Annotated in this window: 15 protein-coding genes and 1 pseudogene; all 16 read left to right on the top strand. The window is 30.1% G+C overall.

Going from position 1 to position 19,232, the window contains the following annotated elements; translation table 11 throughout:
- Positions 1-20: 20 nt before the first annotated feature.
- The 16 genes and pseudogenes from NSA23_RS04745 to NSA23_RS04670 all read left to right on the top strand — a co-directional run bounded on the left by NSA23_RS04745 (position 21) and on the right by NSA23_RS04670 (position 18,960).
- Complete coding sequence (locus NSA23_RS04745) at positions 21-1,145, top strand: iron ABC transporter substrate-binding protein (RefSeq protein WP_042679376.1); 1,125 nt, start codon at positions 21-23, stop codon at positions 1,143-1,145.
- A gap of 500 nt (positions 1,146-1,645) precedes the next feature.
- Positions 1,646-2,317 carry a hydrogenase nickel incorporation protein HypB gene (gene hypB / locus NSA23_RS04740; protein ID WP_042679374.1) on the top strand — a complete coding sequence of 224 codons (672 nt, stop codon included), beginning with the start codon at positions 1,646-1,648 and terminating at the stop codon, positions 2,315-2,317.
- A 34-nt stretch (positions 2,318-2,351) separates the two neighbouring features.
- The gene (locus NSA23_RS04735; RefSeq protein WP_042679372.1) at positions 2,352-5,030 is read left to right on the top strand and encodes an FAD-dependent oxidoreductase; all 2,679 of its coding nucleotides are present in this window, start codon (positions 2,352-2,354) and stop codon (positions 5,028-5,030) included.
- Between the two features lie 99 nt (positions 5,031-5,129).
- Positions 5,130-5,471, top strand: coding sequence for a hydrogenase maturation nickel metallochaperone HypA/HybF (locus tag NSA23_RS04730; RefSeq protein ID WP_042679370.1), 342 nt, complete (start codon positions 5,130-5,132; stop codon positions 5,469-5,471).
- Between the two features lie 13 nt (positions 5,472-5,484).
- Positions 5,485-6,024, top strand: a complete 540-nt coding sequence (locus NSA23_RS04725) for an ECF transporter S component (protein WP_042679368.1) — start codon at positions 5,485-5,487, stop codon at positions 6,022-6,024.
- A 10-nt stretch (positions 6,025-6,034) separates the two neighbouring features.
- Positions 6,035-6,631, top strand: coding sequence for a class I SAM-dependent methyltransferase (locus NSA23_RS04720; RefSeq protein ID WP_257490287.1), 597 nt, complete (start codon positions 6,035-6,037; stop codon positions 6,629-6,631).
- Between the two features lie 822 nt (positions 6,632-7,453).
- Complete coding sequence (locus tag NSA23_RS04715; RefSeq protein WP_222704717.1) at positions 7,454-8,851, top strand: sigma-54-dependent transcriptional regulator; 1,398 nt, start codon at positions 7,454-7,456, stop codon at positions 8,849-8,851.
- A 50-nt stretch (positions 8,852-8,901) separates the two neighbouring features.
- Positions 8,902-9,018: pseudogene (locus tag NSA23_RS04710) on the top strand (PRD domain-containing protein); the annotation flags it as partial.
- Complete coding sequence (locus NSA23_RS04705; protein ID WP_306419568.1) at positions 8,995-10,170, top strand: PRD domain-containing protein; 1,176 nt, start codon at positions 8,995-8,997, stop codon at positions 10,168-10,170. The pseudogene NSA23_RS04710 and the gene NSA23_RS04705, both read left to right, overlap by 24 nt.
- A gap of 220 nt (positions 10,171-10,390) precedes the next feature.
- Positions 10,391-10,702, top strand: a complete 312-nt coding sequence (locus NSA23_RS04700; RefSeq protein WP_042679364.1) for a PTS sugar transporter subunit IIB — start codon at positions 10,391-10,393, stop codon at positions 10,700-10,702.
- A 23-nt stretch (positions 10,703-10,725) separates the two neighbouring features.
- Positions 10,726-11,994 carry a PTS sugar transporter subunit IIC gene (locus NSA23_RS04695; RefSeq protein WP_042679362.1) on the top strand — a complete coding sequence of 423 codons (1,269 nt, stop codon included), beginning with the start codon at positions 10,726-10,728 and terminating at the stop codon, positions 11,992-11,994.
- A 292-nt stretch (positions 11,995-12,286) separates the two neighbouring features.
- Positions 12,287-14,302: a glycosyltransferase gene (locus tag NSA23_RS04690; RefSeq protein WP_050069720.1), complete on the top strand. Its 2,016-nt coding sequence runs from the start codon at positions 12,287-12,289 to the stop codon at positions 14,300-14,302.
- Between the two features lie 149 nt (positions 14,303-14,451).
- A complete protein-coding gene (locus NSA23_RS04685; protein WP_042679357.1) occupies positions 14,452-14,781 on the top strand; it encodes a PTS sugar transporter subunit IIA in 330 nt (109 codons plus the stop codon).
- Positions 14,774-15,856 (top strand): DUF871 domain-containing protein, encoded by a 1,083-nt coding sequence (locus NSA23_RS04680; RefSeq protein WP_042679355.1) that lies wholly within the window; start codon positions 14,774-14,776, stop codon positions 15,854-15,856. The genes NSA23_RS04685 and NSA23_RS04680 overlap by 8 nt, the downstream gene beginning before the upstream one ends.
- A 592-nt stretch (positions 15,857-16,448) precedes the next feature.
- Entirely contained in the window at positions 16,449-16,898 is a 450-nt protein-coding gene (locus NSA23_RS04675; RefSeq protein WP_042679353.1) for a MarR family transcriptional regulator, read from the top strand.
- 637 nt (positions 16,899-17,535) lie between these two features.
- Positions 17,536-18,960: a sigma-54 interaction domain-containing protein gene (locus tag NSA23_RS04670; protein WP_042679351.1), complete on the top strand. Its 1,425-nt coding sequence runs from the start codon at positions 17,536-17,538 to the stop codon at positions 18,958-18,960.
- Positions 18,961-19,232: the final 272 nt, after the last annotated feature.

Genomic DNA, 19,232 nt, shown 5'->3' with positions numbered 1-19,232 from the left:
AAAAAAGGGAGAGATGAAAGGTGAAGAAAAAGTTAAGTACATTATTAGCAGTAATCATATTTGTTATAACAATATTGACTGGATGTACTCAGACAAAAGAGTTAGTAAATGTAAAGGAAGATGTAGCCGATAGCTCTAACTCTATTAAAATTACAGATATGGTAGGTCGTAATGTGGTTTTAGAGGGTCCAATTGAAAGAGTAGTGGCAATAGGATCTGCACTTAGACTGTATACTTATGTTAATGGCACAGAAAAACTTGTAGGAGTTGAGAAGGGTCAACAATCTTCAAAAACTGGACGTCCTTATATACTTGCAAACCCTGAATTAGAAGAACTTCCTTTAGTAGGAGAAGGATTTCCAGCTGATCCAGATCCAGAACTACTTATAGATGTAAATGCTGATGTTATTATTGCTGGAGATATTCTAGACGTGGATCAAATTGAAGAACTTCAAAAAAAGATAGGAGTACCAATTGTAGTTATAAGCTGTGGTTCTTCAGCAGTCTTTGATCAAGATATGTATAAGGCTTTGACCATTATTGGGAAAGTAGTTGGAAAGGAAGATAGATCAAAAGAATTGATTGAATATATGGAAGGATGTAAAACTGAGCTTACTAATCTTACAAAAGACATTCCAGAAGATGAAAAACCAAGTGTATATATAGGTGCATTAAGTTACAAGGGAGTTCATGGAATTGAAAGTACATCAGGCAATTCTCCTGCATTAAATGTTATTGGTGCAAAAAATGTTGCAGATGAGGTGGGAAAACCTGGTTCTGTAATGATTGATAGAGAACAGCTTATAAAATGGGATCCTGACATAATTGTAATTGATGAAAATGGGATGAATATTGTAAAAGAAGATTACCAAAAGAATCCAGACTATTATAATGCTTTATCTGCTGTAAAAAATGGTGAAGTTTATGGACAACTACCATATGTTTCATATTATAATAATATTGAGACTGCTATGGCTGATATATATTTTTTAGGAAAGACATTATATCCTGATGAATTTAAAGATATTGATGTTATAGAAAAAGCAGATGAAATATATACTTTTATGTTAGGAAAACCATTGTATAATATAATGGCTGAAAAATATGGTGGATATCTTAACATAAATTTAGAAAAGGGATTTTAGACCAAGATTATCTAAAGCTATAAAGTAGGCTGGACTATATAATGAGGTACACTTCATATAAGAATTCTTCTAGATAAAAAATATTTTTTATATTTTTAAAACTTATTTTATTTTTAAGAGAATATATTAAAAAATAACATATTAACCTAGGAAATAAAAGATAAGAGTTTTAATAGTATCCTTCATAATGTAACATTAATTAATTGATAATCTATAACATTCTGACTTATTTGAGTATTTTTTTACATTCAAGTTAAATTTACATATAGTTCTGTAAAAACTTCCAATGTGAGTGGTAAATATGTTATTTATTTTTATTATAAGTGTAAACTAAACTTAAAACATAAAGTCAAGAAACGTTGAAATTTCAACACTTCTATTCTTTGACAGTTATTTTCATTTTATGTACAATGAAAATGACAAAATAATAACAACTTTCATCGAGATGTCCTATGAAATTTGGAACTTAATAAAAATTTATGGGAAGGTGGATGTAAGATATGAAAACTTTTAAAGTCTTAGAAATCAAGGAAAGTGTCTTCGAAGATAATAATAGGCAAGCAGATTTACTTAGAGATGAATTAAAAAAGAGGAAGACTTTTTTATTGAATCTCATGTCATCACCAGGTTCAGGTAAAACAACTACGGTTTTAAGGACTATTGAAGCATTGAAGTCAGATATGACTATTGGTGTCATGGAAGCAGATATTGATTCTGATGTGGATGCCCATGCAGTTTCTGAAACTGGTACGAAAGTTATCCAGTTGCACACTGGTGGCATGTGCCATCTGGATGCTGATATGACTAAGCAGGGACTGTTAGGGCTTGGTACAGAAAATATTGATTTTGTTATTCTAGAGAATGTAGGCAATTTAGTATGTCCAGCAGAGTTTGATACTGGTGCATCTAAAAACGCTATGATTTTAAGTGTGCCAGAGGGGGATGATAAACCTCTAAAATACCCTTTAATGTTTTCAATGGTGGATGTTCTACTGATTAATAAGATTGATGTAATAGATTATTTTGATTTTGATTTAGAAGCAGTTAAAGCACGTGCTCAAAAGCTAAATCCGAATATTAAAATCATCCCTATTTCTGCAAGAACAGGTGAAGGAATTGATGAATGGGCAGATTGGATTCGTACTGAAGTAAAAAATTGGAAGGGACAGTAGGAATATAATAAATTCAAATTTGGAGGGGAAATATATGATCAAACAAAAAGTATTGGATTTTGCTAATCATATTGGTGGGAAAAAGTCTGGCTCAAAATCAGCGTATACAGCGACAGATCCTGAATATATGATTTTAGAACCTGTTGTTACAGAAGAAATGGCAGAAGTAGGACTTTGTTTAGAGTTTCGTAAACCCAAGAGTGCGGAAGAGGTAGCTCCTTTATGTGGAAAATCTTTAGAAGAAACAGAAAAACTTTTATGGGAATTAGCCGTTGCTGGTGCCTGTTTTGTTGGTAAGAAGGATGGCGTTGATAAATATTGGCTTGAGATATGGGTTCCGGGTATTATGGAAATGATGGTTAACAACAAAGAAAATGTTAAAAAATATCCACAAATTGCAGAAGCTTTTGAAGCATATGGAAGAGTAAGAGGTCCTCAAACAGCAGGTGTTTTTCCCATAGGAACAGGGCTTATGCGTGTTATTCCTATTGAAATGGCTATTGAGGGTGAAACTAGAAGGGCATCTTATGAAGAAGTTTCAAAATATCTTAATGAAAATGAAATTTTTTCAGTTTCAGATTGCTCATGTCGTACAGCTAGAGAAGTTATGGGAGAAGGTTGTGGACATTTAAAAGAAGATATGTGTATTCAAATGGGTCATGCTGCAGAATTCTATATTCGTACAGGTAGAGGTAGAGAGATTACTCGAGAAGAAGCCTTTGAAATCATAAAAAGAGCCGAAGAAAATGGCTTGATGCATCAAATTCCAAATACAGATGGCCCAGGAAAAACTCACGCAATTTGTAACTGTTGTGGATGTAGTTGCCTATCTTTAAGAACTGCTGGAATGTTTTTGAACAATGATATGGTCCGTTCAAATTATGTTTCCCATGTTGATGAAGATAAATGCGTTGCTTGTGGAGAATGTGTTCAAGTTTGTCCTGTTAATGCATTAAAATTAGGTCAAAAATTATGTGCTGAGGCACAAGTTGTTGAGAAGAGAGAGGATTTTCCATCTAATACAAAATGGGGTCCAGATAAATGGAATCCAGATTATCGTATTAATAGAGAAAATGTTGTTGATACTGGAACAAGTCCTTGTAAAACTCAGTGTCCAGCTCATATTTCAGTTCAGGGCTATATTAAGCTAGCTTCTCAAGGAAGGTATACGGAAGCACTTGAACTTATTAAAAAGGAAAATCCATTCCCTGCAGTATGTGGGCGTATTTGTCCAAGAACATGTGAATCTGTATGTACTAGAGGAGATATTGATGAGCCGCTTGCTATTGATGATATAAAAAAATTTATTGCAGAACAAGATTTAAACATGGATAACCGTTATATACCAAAAATAAGACATGAATATGGCAATAAAATTGCTATTATTGGTGCTGGTCCTTCAGGTCTATCTTGTGCCTACTATTTAGCCATTGACGGTTATAATGTAACAGTGTTTGAAAAACAAAAAGCCCTTGGTGGTATGTTAACCCTTGGAATCCCTTCCTATAGATTGGGAAAAGAAGTAGTAAATGCAGAAATCGATATTTTAAGAGAATTAGGTGTAGAGTTTAAGATGGGCGTTGAAGTAGGTAAAGATATAAGCCTTGAAGATTTAAGAAATCAAGGATATGAAGCATTTTATCTTGCAATTGGGGCTCAGGCAGGTAGAAAACTTGGCATTGAAGGTGAAGATGCAGAAGGTGTTATTACAGGTGTTGATTTCTTACTAGATGTCAACTTAGGCAATGACATAGAGCTAGAAGGAGATGTTATTGTAATTGGTGGTGGTAACGTTGCTATTGACGTTGCAAGAACAGCTACAAGAGCTGGAGCTTCAAAAGTTGAGATGTTCTGCCTTGAAAGTCGAGAGGAAATGCCAGCCCTTGATGAAGAAATTGAAGAAGCGTTGTCAGAAGATATTGGAGTTAACAATTCTTGGGGTCCAAAGCGTGTTGTCACAGAAAATGGTCACGTTGTTGGTGTAGAATTTAAGAAATGTATTTCAGTTTTCGATGAAAATAAAAGGTTTAGCCCTAAGTTTGATGAAAATGAAACAAAGATTGTTAAGGCAGATAACGTATTGCTTTCAATAGGGCAAGCAATGGATTGGGGTGGGTTGCTAGAAAACTCAAAAATGGAACTAAATCCAAACAATACAATAAAAGTAGATTCTTTTACTCTTCAGACAGGAGAACCAGATGTATTTGCTGGCGGAGATGCAGTAACAGGTCCTAAATTTGCTATTGATGCCATTGCTCTAGGTAAAGAAGGTGCAATTTCAATCCACCGTTATGTTCACCCAGGACAAGATTTGGTTATTGGCCGTGACAGGAGAGAATTCCGTGCATTTGACAAAGAAAATTTAGACCTTGCAGGATATGATCATCTTCCAAGACAAAGAACAAGTCACGTTGATGGAAATAAAGCTAAAACATCCTTTAAGGATTTGCGTGCTACATTTACAGAGGAACAAGTTAGAAAGGAAACAGAACGTTGTCTTAGCTGTGGTGCTACAGTTGTAGATGAATATATGTGCATAGGATGCGGTTCATGTACAACTAAATGTAAGTTTGACGCTATATCACTTGTGAAAAAATATGATGCCCAAAATGTACCTTTTGAAAAACTTAAACCAGTAATTGTTAAAAACATGGTTAAACGTAAAGGTAGAATGGTTACTCATAGTATTAAAAAATCTTTACATGGTAAATAAAGATAATAAGACAAATTGATAGTACGATAAATAAAATGTGGGTGGGTATGCAAACCCACCCTATACTCTTTATATTTAAAGAAATAGGGGTGAATTCATTTGCATGAATTAGGAGTTATAATTCAAGTTGTAAAAACAATTGAAGACTTTGCTGAAAAAAATGAAATTACAAAAATAGATACATTAGTTCTCCAGATTGGTGAGTTATCTTCTATAATACCAAAATATGTTGAGGCTTGTTATCCTGCCGCAGTGGACGGTACACTATTACAGGACACAAAATTGAAAATTGAGCTGTTGCCGGGCAATTGCAGATGTTACAACTGTCATAAGGTATTTAATCTGATTCAGTGCAATAAGCAATGTCCAGATTGTGGGAGTCATGATTGGGAGTTACTTAGTGGTAGAGAGTTTTTAATCAAAGAGATTGTTGCTTGTTGAAAGGGAGGTCATTATGAAAAATCAAATGACGAAAAAATTAGTACTATCAGGAATATTTATAGCTATGGGCATTATGTTGCCCATGGCATTTCATATCATAGAAGGAGGAGGGCCAGTATTTTTGCCTATGCATATTCCAGTGTTAATAGCTGGATTTTTTCTAGGTTGGCCATTTGCATTAGCAGTAGGTGCATTGACTCCCCTTTTAAGCTCATTGTTAACGGGAATGCCGCCACTTTTTCCAGTATTGCCCTATATGATGCTTGAACTTGCTACTTATAGTGTTGTAGTAAGCTTACTTTACAGAGAATTAAAAATGAATGTCTATGAGTCCCTTATTATCAGTATGGTATGTGGTAGAATAATGGCCGGTGCTACTGTATGGGTATTGGCAACGTTTTTTACGGTGAAATTGCCCGGACCAGTTATGTTTGTACAAGGCGCAATTATTAAGGGACTCCCAGGTATCATTATACAACTGATCCTCATACCCACAATTGTGTTAACGGTGAAAAAACTTAATCTTACTAGCGAAATTTATAAGGGAGTGTAGGTGTTTTTAAATGAAATCACAGAAATACTTTTTCAATAGTGTAGCAGGCACATGGGATGAAACTTGTAACCATGATATGATAAAAGTGGAGTATATACTGGATTTGATTGAGATAAAGGCAGGAAGCTATATTTTAGATGTGGGCACAGGTACTGATATATTAATTCCAAGTTTGTATCAAAGAGTAACTCAGTCAGGCAGTATCAAGGCAATTGACTTGGCTGAAAAGATGATTGAGATGGCTCAACAAAAAAATAAATATGAGAATGTTATTTTTGAATGTGGGAATGTTCTTGATATCAAGGACGATGAAGATGCCTATGACCATGTTATTTGCTATTCTATGTTTCCTCATTTTCAATCCAGAAAAGCAGAAGCAGTTGACAGGCTTGCACAAAAACTAAAAGTTGGAGGTAAACTTACAATTTGCCATTCTCAGAGTAGAGAGGATATCAACAATCTTCATAAACGAGTAGATGAAACTGTAAAAGAAGATAATTTACCTACAATGTCTACTATGAAGCAGTATTTTTTAGATGCTGGCTTGGAAGTTATAAAGGAAGTAGACAATACAGATATGTTTGTAATCATCGGGTGTAAAAGTTAACTATAGATTAAAGAAAAGTAATCTAATTTACGCTTGCTTTAAAGAAACTATAAAAAAGATAAAGTATAGTATAAAAGCTAGTTAGGATAATATTAATAATCTTAACTAGTTTTTATTATGTAAAACTATTGGTAGACACTAAAAACTACACTATAGAGCTTCTACCCTTATTACCTATTATGCTTGAAGTAAATTAATTTGGCACTCAATGATAAATATATACATGCAAAAACTGAAAAAAGAGCTACTCTTTTAGCATCGACAATTCGCAATCTTATAAACTTAAATAATGAATATTATGATATGGAATCTGATATCAAAAATATGCTAGAGAGAATAATATAAGTTATGTAGATATTCGATTAACGAATGTAGATTATTCAGAAGTGCTGGAATGGTAATTGATGTCAGGAAATTAATTATTATTTGTGGAGGGACATGTAAAAGTCTAAGTTGTCACATCATAATCAATATCTTACAGAATATGGAGGAGTAAATATATTCCCGAAATAAAGGATGGGGATATAATTTTTATAGAGATTCATTACATTGATTCAATATGTAAGCTATGATATTCTATAAATGAAATTTGTTAAAACAATCCACATTAAATAAATATTTTTGAGTCTATTATAAGTAGAAAAAGGAAGCAAAGAATATATGTAAAGGCTATGAATGCTGCAAGATAGAAAATTGATAAAACTTTAATGGTGCAATAATGGTAGGAGAGTAGAGAAGATATTGAATTTTTAGGCTAATATCTTGAGTAAAAAATTGAGATGCTAAGTTTTTAATAAAAAGCTATGGAAGGAGGGAAGTTAAATGAGTAGAATTAAGGAAGTATTAGATATATTGAAAAGATTAGGAGAAGAAAAGTCTGAGGGAATTTCTGCCATGGATATTGCTCAGATACTAGATATAGATAGGTCCAATATAAGTAGATATCTAAATATTCTACATAGAGATGGGAAAGTGGAAAAACTAGAAGGGAGACCTGTATTATACAGAACCATAGATATAGAAAAAGATACTTTTAAAGAGGAAAATACTCCCATTAGTAATAATAAAAATAGCTTAGATAAAATGGTTGGTGCAAATCAAAGTTTAGCTATTCCCATTGATAAGGCTAAAGCGGCCATAATGTATCCACCAAAAGGACTTCATACATTGATATTAGGAGAAACAGGAGTAGGAAAATCTATGTTTGCTGAACTAATGTATCAATTCTCCATAGAAACTAATATTCTTAGGGAAGATGCCCCTTTTATAAGGTTTAATTGTGCCGATTATGCTAGTAACCAAAATCTTTTGACAGCTCAGATATTTGGAGTAAAAAAAGGTGCTTATACTGGTGCTACAAAAGATAGGGAAGGTTTGCTTAAAAAGGCAGATGGAGGATTTATATTTTTAGATGAAATCCATAGATTATCTCCTCAGGGACAGGAAATGTTGTTTACATACATAGATAATGGATTTTTCAGACCATTAGGAGAAACGGAAAAATTGTCTTATGTAGATGTGAGGATTATTGCTGCAACTACAGAAGAGCCAAAATCTAATTTATTAAAAACCTTCACTCGCCGGATACCTATGGTAATTACACTACCTCCAATTAGAGAGAGGAATTTATCTGAAAGATATGATCTTATAGAGACTTTTATTAAAGAGGAATCTCATCGTCTAGGAAAAAGTATTTATATAAATAAAAATGCTATTATTTCTTATTTATTATATGATTGTCCCAATAATATAGGACAGCTTAAATCTGACATTCAATTAGCTTGTGCTAAAGCTTTTTTAAATTACAAATCCCAAAACAGCAATTATATACTAATTGCCCAATGTGATTTGCCTAATCATGTGAGAAAGGGAATTATGAATATTAACCAACATAGAAATGAAGTAGAACAGCTATTGAATTTTAGCTATGATGTACTAAAATTCAATCAAAGTGAGAAACCACCCTTATTGATGGAAATAGATAAATATACTACAGAGGATTTTTATAATAGTATTGAAGAAAAATTGGAGTCCTTAAAGAGTATGGGAATAGCTGAACAAGATATAAATGAAATAATAAGTATAGATATAGAGACTCATTTTAAGGAGTATATAGGCAATATATCTAGACATTTTCATAGGGGAGAAATATCTAATATAGTAGATAATAAAATTTTAGAAGTAGTGGAAGAAATACTTCTGTTAGGAGAAAAAAATTAAATAAACATTTTAATGAAAAGGTTTACTTTGCATTATCTTTTCATTTAGAAAGAAGTATAATGAGAATAAAAAATGGAGAAAAAATTTACAATCCCAAATTAAATTTTATTAGAATAAACTATGAAGAAGAATTTTTATTTGCAATGAAAATAACAAGAATCATAGATGAAAGTTTTGGAATTGAAACTCCAGTGGACGAAATAGGTTATTTAGCTATGTTTTTTGCAACTGATTCTTATAAATTTGACAAGGTAGAAGTGCCTAAGGTTGGGGTTGTTGTTATTATGCACGGTAGAACTACAGCCAGTTCCATGGTGGAGGTGGCCAATAGCCTAATAGGAACTGACCATGCTATAGCCCTAGACATGCCTCTAAATATGAAACCAGAGACTATGTATGTCATAGCTAAAAGAAAGGTGGAGGAAATAAATAAGGGAGAAGGTGTGATTATTTTAGTGGATATGGGTTCTTTGACTACTTTTGGAGATATGATTTGGGAAGAAACTGGCATAGAAGTAAGAACTATTGAAATGGTCAGTACGCCTATGGTTTTGGAGGTTTTAAGAAAATCAATAGTAGGATATAGTATAGATGAAATAATGGAGGCCTTTAAAAATAAACATGTATATAAATATAGGGGTAATATATTGGAAGAAGACAACAATATAAATGATATTATTGTTACTGCTTGTTTTACAGGAGATGGTGCTTCAAAAAAGATTGCAAATATTATTGGAAAAGAAATATCTAATAAAAACATAGATATATTTACCATAAATATAATAGATGAAAATAACTTAGAAAATAGATTGCACAAATTGAAAGATAAATATAATATATTGGCAATAATATCTACTATATCATTAGATATATCTTGGACGCCAGTATTTCTTGCTGTAGATATATTTACAAATGAAGGAATAGATAAATTAAATAATATTTTTGAAGAAAATGACATGTGCCTAAAAATTTCACAATCTTTAACAGAACATTTATCAAATGTAAAGGGTGAGAAAATCGTAAAAGAAATTAGATATATTTTATATGAAATAGAATATAAATTAGGACTAAAAGTATCCATAGATGTAAGAATGGGCATAGTACTCCATATATGTTTTTTAATAGATAATTTGATAAAAGGAGTAATACCACGGAAATTTGATGATTTAGAAGAATACAAGAAAATATATAAGAAGGATATGAAGATTTTGAAAGAAATATTTTCTCCTATAGAAAATAAATATGAAATTGTTATAGGAGAAGATGAGATAGGATATATATTAAAATCATTCTTATCCAATCAAATCAGTGTGCATTAGTGTGTAGTCATCTACACACTAATTTATTTTTTTACACACTAAATTCGAAATACAATTTAGTCCTCAAATCCATGAACTATCATAACATAATTTAATTTATTTTATTTTTGAACATAGAAACATTTGGCAAGGTAATTGCAATTGTAATATAGCGCGAGGGGGATACAGGAGGTGATGGAGTAGAGAAATATAATAGATTATATGGAAAGGACTGATAATTATGTTAAACATTATGTTGGTCTGTTCAGCAGGAATGTCTACTAGCCTATTGGTGAATAAAATGAATAAAGTAGCAAAAGAAAAAAGGCTAGATGTAAATGTAGTAGCTGTAGCAGAAGCAGATGTAAAAAGTAATATGGATAAGGTAGATGTTATGTTGTTAGGTCCACAAGTCAGGTATCTGTTACCAAACATGAAGGAGATAATGAAACCAAAAGGAGTACCAGTAGAAGTGGTAAATACTGTAGATTATGGAACTATGAATGGGGAGAAGGTTCTGGAATATGCTTTAAGTTTGGCTAAAGAAGTATAAAAATACTAGTAAGGGGGATTAGTATGGAAAAGTTTATGGATTTTATGGAGAGAAAGTTTGTTCCGGTAGCAGCAAAGATTGGAGGACAGAGACATTTAGTTGCAATCCGTGATGGATTTGCAAGTATTATGCCCTTAATACTTGCAGGCTCTATGTCAGTTTTATTAAAAAATACTATATTTGAATGGATTACTCCATTACAAGGATTAATTCCTATATGTGATCAGGTATGGTGGGGATCATTGGCAATAATGACTTTATTAGTTGTATTTTCTGTAGGCTATAATTTGGCGAAATCTTATGAGGTAGATCCATTAGCAGCGGGACTTATTGCTGTTGGAGCTTATTTTGCTACATTACCTCAATCTCATGGAGAGGCTGGCTGGGGATATATTCACTGGGGTTATTTACAGGCTACAGGGTTGTTTACAGGATTAATAGTAGCATTAATTGCTACAGAAATATTCGTGAAATTAATAAAGAGAGATTTAACAATTAAAATGCCAGAAGAAGTTCCTCCAGCAGTGGGAAGGGCTTTTGCAGCAGTTATACCAGGTACACTTACTATGCTTACTTTTGGTATCGTATTTTTTATAATAGATAAATTGGGAGGAGTAAGTTTATATGATGTAATACAAGAATCTATACAAAAACCATTAGAGGGTTTAAGCCAGGGAGTTGGATCTGCAATGTTAGCTGCTATGCTGATTAACTTATTTTGGTTCTTTGGATTACATGGTGCTAATATATTAGACCCTGTAATGAATGCATTATATCTACCTGCTCTTACTGCTAATGAACAAGCAATTGCAGCAGGATTAGAGGCACCAAATGTAATAACTAGAGTTTTCTTCGATACCTATGTCCATCTAGGTGGTTCGGGAGCCACATTAGCTTTAATAATTGCTATATTTATTGCTTCTAAAAACAGAAAAGAATATAGAGAAGTGGCTAAATTATCTGCACCATCAGGGTTATTCCAAATTAATGAACCTATGATGTTTGGAATTCCTATAGTTCTTAATCCAATATTATTTATTCCATTTATAATTACGCCTGGAATACTGACTTTAATAGCGTATATAGGAACAGCAACTGGTTTTGCACCTCCTACTTATTTGGTTATACCTTGGACTACACCTCCTATTATAGGAGCATTTCTAGCAACGGGAGCTACATCAGCAAGTTGGAGAGCAGCTGTATTAGCAGCTATAAATTTAATAGTAGCAGTATTAATATATTTACCATTTGTTAAATTAGCTGATAGGCGGAGAGAAAAACAAACTGAATAGTGAATAATCCTTTCTAACGCTAAAGGGATTTAGAAACATCTATGTAAGAAGTAGAGAAAAAAATAGGAAAAGTATAGGTTAATTAGGGTTATCTCTACTTCTTACCAATGTTTTATATAAAACTATTTATTAATTATTTTCTCGTTTCTATAAATGAATCTATACATTTTTAAAGTAAGCAAAATACTTTATAAGATAACTCATATGGAAGAATTAAAAGGTCTATTGTCTTGATTGACTTTTATAATATATTTGATTATTTATATTTGTTATATCAAAAGGGGATGATAAAGTGGCTTATTACATTGGTCTTACATTTGTTATTCTTCTTATTTTAATAAGTTTAGATGATCTTATATGGGATATATATTATCTTTTCAGTCCAAAGAGGAAAAAGAATAATACTAATATCATATCTTATAAAGAACTAACAGATACGGTCCCTGGTCTACTTGCCATTGTAGTAGCAGCATATCGTGAAGAGGATGTATTAGAAGATGTTATAGAAAATTTAATAGATACAAACCATTATCCAAATGCAATGTATCATATTTTTCTGGGTGTATATCCAAACGACCCTGATACTTTAGAGATAGCAGATACTCTATCTAAAAAGCATAAAAATGTTCATAGAGTTATTCATGTGCTAGATGGACCTAGCTCTAAAGCTGATAATATAAATAATGTAATAAAAAATATTTTAGAATATGAAAATAAAAAAGATATTAGATTTAAGGGTATTGTAGTACATGATTCAGAAGATGTAGTTCATCCTTATGAATTATTGGTTGAGAATTATCTTTTGAATTTTCATAAGGCTATCCAAATGCCTGTATTTCCACTACAAAAAATGCCTAAGTTAGGAAATATTTTCAAAAACATGATATCTGGAACATATGCAGACGAATTTGCAGAAAATCATTATAGTATGCTTGTGGCCAGAAATGCTACTGAATCTTTTGTACCTTCAGCAGGTACAGGTTTTGTGCTTTCTAGGGAAATAATAGATTGTTTCTGTGACTTCAATATATTTCCAGTAGGGAGTTTAACAGAAGATTATAAGCTTTCACTATTGCTTAAACAGAAGGGATTTCATCTTTATTACGCATTAGAAGAAGTAGAAAGACTTAAAGGAGATGGAAAAATGGCAAGGGAATTTATAGCTACTAGAAGTATATTTCCATCAACTTATAGTGCTGTTGTAAGGCAAAAGTCTAGGTGGATATATGGGATAACGATGCAGTCTTTTAAACTTAGAGATATATTTAAAAATAAAAATTTATCATTTGGTTCTAAATATAGTTTGTATAAAGACTGGAAAGCGAAGTTTGGAAATATATTGATTATACCAGGTTATTCAATTTTTATATATTTTATACTTTCTTTGTTTTTAGATATTCCAATAATTTATCCTAAATTTAGTTTGTCATGGTATCTCATGTTATTTGTAACTATTATGATGATAGAAAGACAAATTTTAAGGGGAAGAGCTGTAAAAAACGTATATGGATATAAAAGTACCCTTATAAGTATATTGTTCCCACCTATATTGCCCTTTAGGATGGTTATTGGGAATATCATAAACTTTCATGCTACTTTAAGAGCTTGGAAGATGCATCTTTTTAAACCTAGCACTAAAAAAAGAAAGAAAAAGCCTAGTTGGAATAAAACCAGTCATGAATTTTTAGAAAAAAAAGTCTTAAAGACCTTTAGAAGAAATTTAGGAGATGTCCTTTTATATAAAAACCTAATATCACCAGATGAATTAAAAAAATCTCTTAAAAAATCAGAAACTAATGGAATGCGGCTTGGAGAAACTTTAATAACAGAAGGTTTAGTATCGGAAGAGGATGTAATTATATCTTTATGTAAAGTAAATAAAGATATTTATTTTAAAATTAAACCTAATATGGTTTCAAAAGAGGGCATAGAGTTCTTTGGAAAAGATTTTCTATTACAAAACCTTATAGCACCTATTATGAAAACAAGAAATACAGCAGTATTTGCTATTTCAAATCCTGATGATAAAGAAAGAATAATAAATTTATTAAAGGATAAAAAATTTGAAAAAGAGGTTATCAAGTTTATATATTCTACAAAAGAGCATATAACAAATTCTTTAGAAAAAATGGATGAGGAATATTCAGATCAAATAAAATTTATAGAAAAATTAATAGAAGAAGATATTTTGCTCCTAGATGAAGGAATTATAGCTTTAAGGTATCAGAATACAAAAAAGAATATTAATGAAACACTATATGATATGGGATTTAAAGAACAAGGGGATAGAGGTCTAGTATTTAATTGATAGGAAAATATATTTGATATGCTTTAGAATGAGGGAGCCAACAATTCAATCTTTATAATAAAGATAATAATATTAATTTAATTTGGTAAAAAAAGTACAGAATATAATAATAGGATGGAAACATCTAATTTATTGAAGGAGAGAGTGATATGGATTTAGAGATGATAATAATCAATATTATAAATTATAGTGGTGAGGCTAGGAGCTTAAGTATGGAAGCTATGCAATATGGGAAAAAAGGAGATTTTGAGAAAGCAAGACATAACTTAAATGAGGCAAATAAAAATATTTCTAAATCCCATAAAAGTCAAACGGAATTGATTCAATCAGAGGCTAGAGGAGATAAACAAGAAGTATCTTTATTACTTATTCATGCTCAAGATCATTTAATGAATGCTATAACTATTAGGGATATGGCTAAAGAATTTATTGACTTATATGAAATTATCTCAGAGGAAAAAGGTGATATAAATGCGTAAATTAGGAGTATCAATTTATCCAGATAGATCATCTTTAGAAGAGAACAAAAAATACTTGGATTTGGCATCAAAGTATAACTTTACTAGAGTTTTTACAAATTTATTATCTGTTGATATGAATGAAAGTCATTCTTTTAATGATTTTAAGGAGATTGTAAAACATGCATCTAATTTAGGTATGGAAGTAATAGCTGATGTTTCCCCTGCAGTATTTAAAACTTTAGATATTCACTATACTGAATTAAAGTTTTTTAAAGATATAGGTCTCTCTGGTATTAGGTTGGATTTGGGATTTAGTGGAAAAGAAGAAAGCATTATGAGCTTTAATCCTTATAATTTGAAAATAGAGGTAAATATGAGCAGTGGAACTAAATATATAGAAAATATAATGAGTCATATTCCAAATAAGGATAATATCATAGGATGTCATAATTTTTATCCCCATAAATATACTGGATTGTCCAGAAAACACTTCATGGAGACTTCTAGTATCTTTAAAAAATATGGTCTAAGAACTGCTGCTTTTGTTTCATCTTCTAATGGAAATTTTGGACCTTGGCCTGTAAACGAAGGTTTACCAACATTAGAAGAACATAGAATGCTCCCTATTGAAGTTCAAGCTAAGGATTTGTTCAATACTGAGCTTATAGATGATGTAATTGTGTCTAATTGTTATGCCTCTGATGAGGAATTAAAATCCCTTGAAGAAATAGATAAGGATATTTTAACTTTTAAAGTGAAACTAATAGATGGATTACCAAAAATAGAAAGAAAGATTATATTAGAAGAACCACATTTCAACAGAGGTGATGTTTCAGAATATATGATAAGGTCAACTGAAAGTAGGGTGAAATATAAAGACTATGATTTTCAACTAATAAATCCTAAGGACATAGAAAAGGGAGATATACTAATTGATAGTAGCTTATATACTCATTATTCTGGAGAATTGCAAATAGCATTAAAGCCTATGAAAAATAGTGGTAGAACTAGTGTAGTGGGTAAGATTGTAGATAAAGAAATGTATCTGTTAGATTATATTAAACCTTGGCAAAAATTTAAATTTTCTTTGTGATGTATAGGATAAAATATATTAAAAATGCATAGTCCTTCAAAGGACATGCATTTTTAAGTTTTAATGGTAGTAAGCTATTAGCTATATAAGCAATAAGTATTGTAGGACTATATTTTAAATATGTCCAATGAAGCTTTTTGGATTTTTAATAACTCTAGTTATGCAAAATTCAAATTTAAATTTCCATGGTAGGATAACTAATATTTAGTTACATGATGATTCCCGTAAAGAAGTATATAAGTATCATATTGTATTTTTTAAGATTTTTAAATCTAAGCTAATAATTTCAGCGAATCATATATACTTTTTAAAGCACAGTAAAAAGTATCTTTCAATGGATAAATGACTCCTAACATGATACTGATCAAATCTAAGGTTTTCTTTAAAATATTGGTAACTAGTTTTAGTTCAATTAGCAGAATAATAATCTGATATTTAAAAACTTATAATTTGATGCAAAAGTCTTATACCAAATTCTTTTAGATAGAAAGGTGTCTGGTTAATTTTTTATTTTAGTTGATTTTTGAACTAAAAATAATATATACTAATAGATGTAGTTTAAAAGTAAACTATATTGAAAGAGGGAGATAAAATGTCATTTTACAAAGAAGAATCTAATATTTTTTATATTTATTTTCAAATAATAAAAAAATATAAAGATTATATGGAAAAGTCATTAGTAGAATTTGAATTAACACCAGCAGAAATAGATGTATTAACATTTTTAGTTAATAATATGGATAAAGATATTACAGCAAGTGAGATTAGTTTGTATAGAGGAATATCAAAAGGATTGGTATCACGTGCTGTTAATTTGCTTAAAGATAAGAAAATAATTGAGCCAAAAGAGAATTGCGAAGATGGTAGATCAGTATATCTTAAAGTCATAGATGAAGAAGATAATGTAGTTAAAAAAGTAAAAAAGATAAATGAAAAATTTAAAACACAATTGATTAAAGATATGGATATTAAGGATTTGGATTTATTTTTAAAAGTAAATAATAAAATGTTAAACAATATAAAGGATATAGAAATAGAATAAGGAGATATTTTAGAAATGGCAGAGAAAAAGATTAGAAACAGAGAATGTAAAAAGTTTATTATTTTCATTAGCAATACTAACTATTATAGGTCAGTTAATAAGTTTACTCTATAATATATACAACTTATAGCATTTATCTATGATAGGAACTATTTTATAAATTCAAAAGAATGTTTTAAATATTTATTTATAAAAAAGGAGATAAGATCAAATCTTATATTGTGATATGGTTTTTTAAAATAATAACTATTATTAGTTATAGTATCGAAGATAAATTAGTAATACAATTCTATTTAGTACTAAAATGGTAGGAATAAACAAAAGTTCTACAACTTTCATAAACGAAGGTTTTAGGACTTTTTTTAGTTTTTTTATCATGTCTATATTTTTGAGTATTTTAAAATATACCTCCTATTTTATTTAGGATCTAATTACTTTTCTAATTTTCTTTATTTATATTTAATTTAAATTCAAAGTTATCTTTAATTAAACTTTTATTTTTACCTATAATTATACTATTTTACAAAAAATTATATGATAAGTTTCATAGAAAGAATTTTCTATAAATGGTATTATAAAAAATACATCTACTAAATTATTTAATTTATTTTCTAAAGCAAAAAAGAGGAGGATATGGATGAAAAATAACTTAAGTACTTACGAAAATTTATCCCGTGAAGATATTTTAAAAATACTTAAAAGTAGAGATAGAGAACTTTATAAATTTAAAACATTATTTGATCATTTGGCAGAAGGTGTATATATGACAGACTGCAATACTAAAACTTTATATGTAAATACTGCATATGAAAAATTAAGTGATAATTCAAGAGAACATTTTATAGGTAAAACTATATATCAAGTGTTAGATGAAAAATTAATAGATGAATCTGGTACATTGTTGGCTATTAAAAATAGAAAATCTATAAGCATTCAACAAAAATTAGCTAATAATAAAATAGCGTTAATAACTAGTACTCCAATAATAAATGATAAAGATGAACTTGAATATGTAGTAACTATAGTAAGAGATATAACAGAAATTATGAATTTACGAGAAAAAATAATAGAAAGAGAAAGGGAGATTCAAAAACTAAAATCTCAGAAGGAGAGAGCTATGAATTTCATGTACAAGTCACATGAGACAGAAATAATATTAGAACAATCAAAGAAGGTGGCAAAATATGATAGTACAATTTTAATAACGGGAGAAACGGGAACTGGGAAAGGTGCTATGGCAGAGTATATTCATAAAAATAGCAATAGAAGTGACAAGAAATTCATACAACTTAATTGTGCATCTATTCCTGCTAGTTTAATTGAATCGGAACTTTTTGGTTATGAAAAGGGAGCATTTACAGGAGCTAGAGATTCTGGAAAAATAGGCATATTTGAACAAGCACACGGTGGAACTTTATTTTTAGATGAAATAGGAGAATTACCTCTTAGTATGCAGTCTAAACTTTTAACTGTTCTACAGGATAAGAAAATAAGAAAAATAGGATCTGATTCTGAAATAGATATAGATGTTAGAATTATCACTGCAACTAATAGAGATTTGAATTCTATGATTGAAGCTGGAAAATTTAGAGAGGATTTATATTATAGAATAAATGTAGTTCCAATACATATTCCACCGTTAAGAGATAGAAGAGAAGATATAACAGCTCTTACTAAAGAATTTTTAAGGGAAATAAATGAAAAATATAATATAGATGTAGATATAGATAGTGAGGCGTTTCATACAATGTATTATTATGATTGGCCGGGAAATGTTAGAGAACTAAAAAATTTAATAGAGAGACTTTTTGTATTTGCAAAAAATAATACTATTACTAAAGAGGATTTACCACAAAGTATGTTAATTAACATTTCAAATAAACATAGATCAAAGGATATAATACCATTAAATGAAGCTATATCAAAATTAGAATCAGAGCTTATAGTTAAAGCTTTTGAAAAAAAAGGAAATGTCAGAGATGCTGCTAAACTATTGGAGATACATCCATCAACTTTTGTTAGAAAAAGACAAAAATACATTGAAGATGGTTTCATAAAATAACTTTAAATAAAAGCATTTTAAAGCATATGCATTACTGCAACAATGTTGCAGTAATGCATATTTTCTTTTAAATTAGCTTAAAACCTAAATAAATGACCAAATGCAATTAATATTATGCAAAAATGCAACAAAAAACACAATTATTTTAAAATAATAATTATTGTTTTTTAAAAATAATGCGAATTTTTGTTTAAAATTACACCTCTAAAAATGTTTTTGAAAAATAAATAGTATTTGGCACGTTATCTGCAATTATAAAAGGTGTAATAAAA

It is taken from the genome of Anaerosalibacter massiliensis (genome assembly GCF_024623155.1).
GTDB lineage: Bacteria > Bacillota > Clostridia > Tissierellales > Sporanaerobacteraceae > Anaerosalibacter > Anaerosalibacter massiliensis.
Note: the sequence above shows the minus strand (reverse complement) of the source record. Positions and strands in the feature narration are given on the sequence as shown.

Excerpts from the sequence above, each read along its gene's own strand:
- NSA23_RS04685 (WP_042679357.1), top strand. The coding sequence starts at position 14,452 with ATGGATTTAGAGATGATAATAATCAATATTATAAATTATAGTGGTGAG.
- NSA23_RS04735 (WP_042679372.1), top strand. The coding sequence starts at position 2,352 with ATGATCAAACAAAAAGTATTGGATTTTGCTAATCATATTGGTGGGAAA.
- NSA23_RS04670 (WP_042679351.1), top strand. The coding sequence starts at position 17,536 with ATGAAAAATAACTTAAGTACTTACGAAAATTTATCCCGTGAAGATATT.
- NSA23_RS04705 (WP_306419568.1), top strand. The coding sequence starts at position 8,995 with ATGAAAATAACAAGAATCATAGATGAAAGTTTTGGAATTGAAACTCCA.
- NSA23_RS04725 (WP_042679368.1), top strand. The coding sequence starts at position 5,485 with ATGAAAAATCAAATGACGAAAAAATTAGTACTATCAGGAATATTTATA.
- NSA23_RS04715 (WP_222704717.1), top strand. The coding sequence starts at position 7,454 with ATGAGTAGAATTAAGGAAGTATTAGATATATTGAAAAGATTAGGAGAA.
- NSA23_RS04720 (WP_257490287.1), top strand. The coding sequence starts at position 6,035 with ATGAAATCACAGAAATACTTTTTCAATAGTGTAGCAGGCACATGGGAT.
- NSA23_RS04695 (WP_042679362.1), top strand. The coding sequence starts at position 10,726 with ATGGAAAAGTTTATGGATTTTATGGAGAGAAAGTTTGTTCCGGTAGCA.
- hypB (WP_042679374.1), top strand. The coding sequence starts at position 1,646 with ATGAAAACTTTTAAAGTCTTAGAAATCAAGGAAAGTGTCTTCGAAGAT.
- NSA23_RS04700 (WP_042679364.1), top strand. The coding sequence starts at position 10,391 with ATGTTAAACATTATGTTGGTCTGTTCAGCAGGAATGTCTACTAGCCTA.
- NSA23_RS04675 (WP_042679353.1), top strand. The coding sequence starts at position 16,449 with ATGTCATTTTACAAAGAAGAATCTAATATTTTTTATATTTATTTTCAA.
- NSA23_RS04680 (WP_042679355.1), top strand. The coding sequence starts at position 14,774 with ATGCGTAAATTAGGAGTATCAATTTATCCAGATAGATCATCTTTAGAA.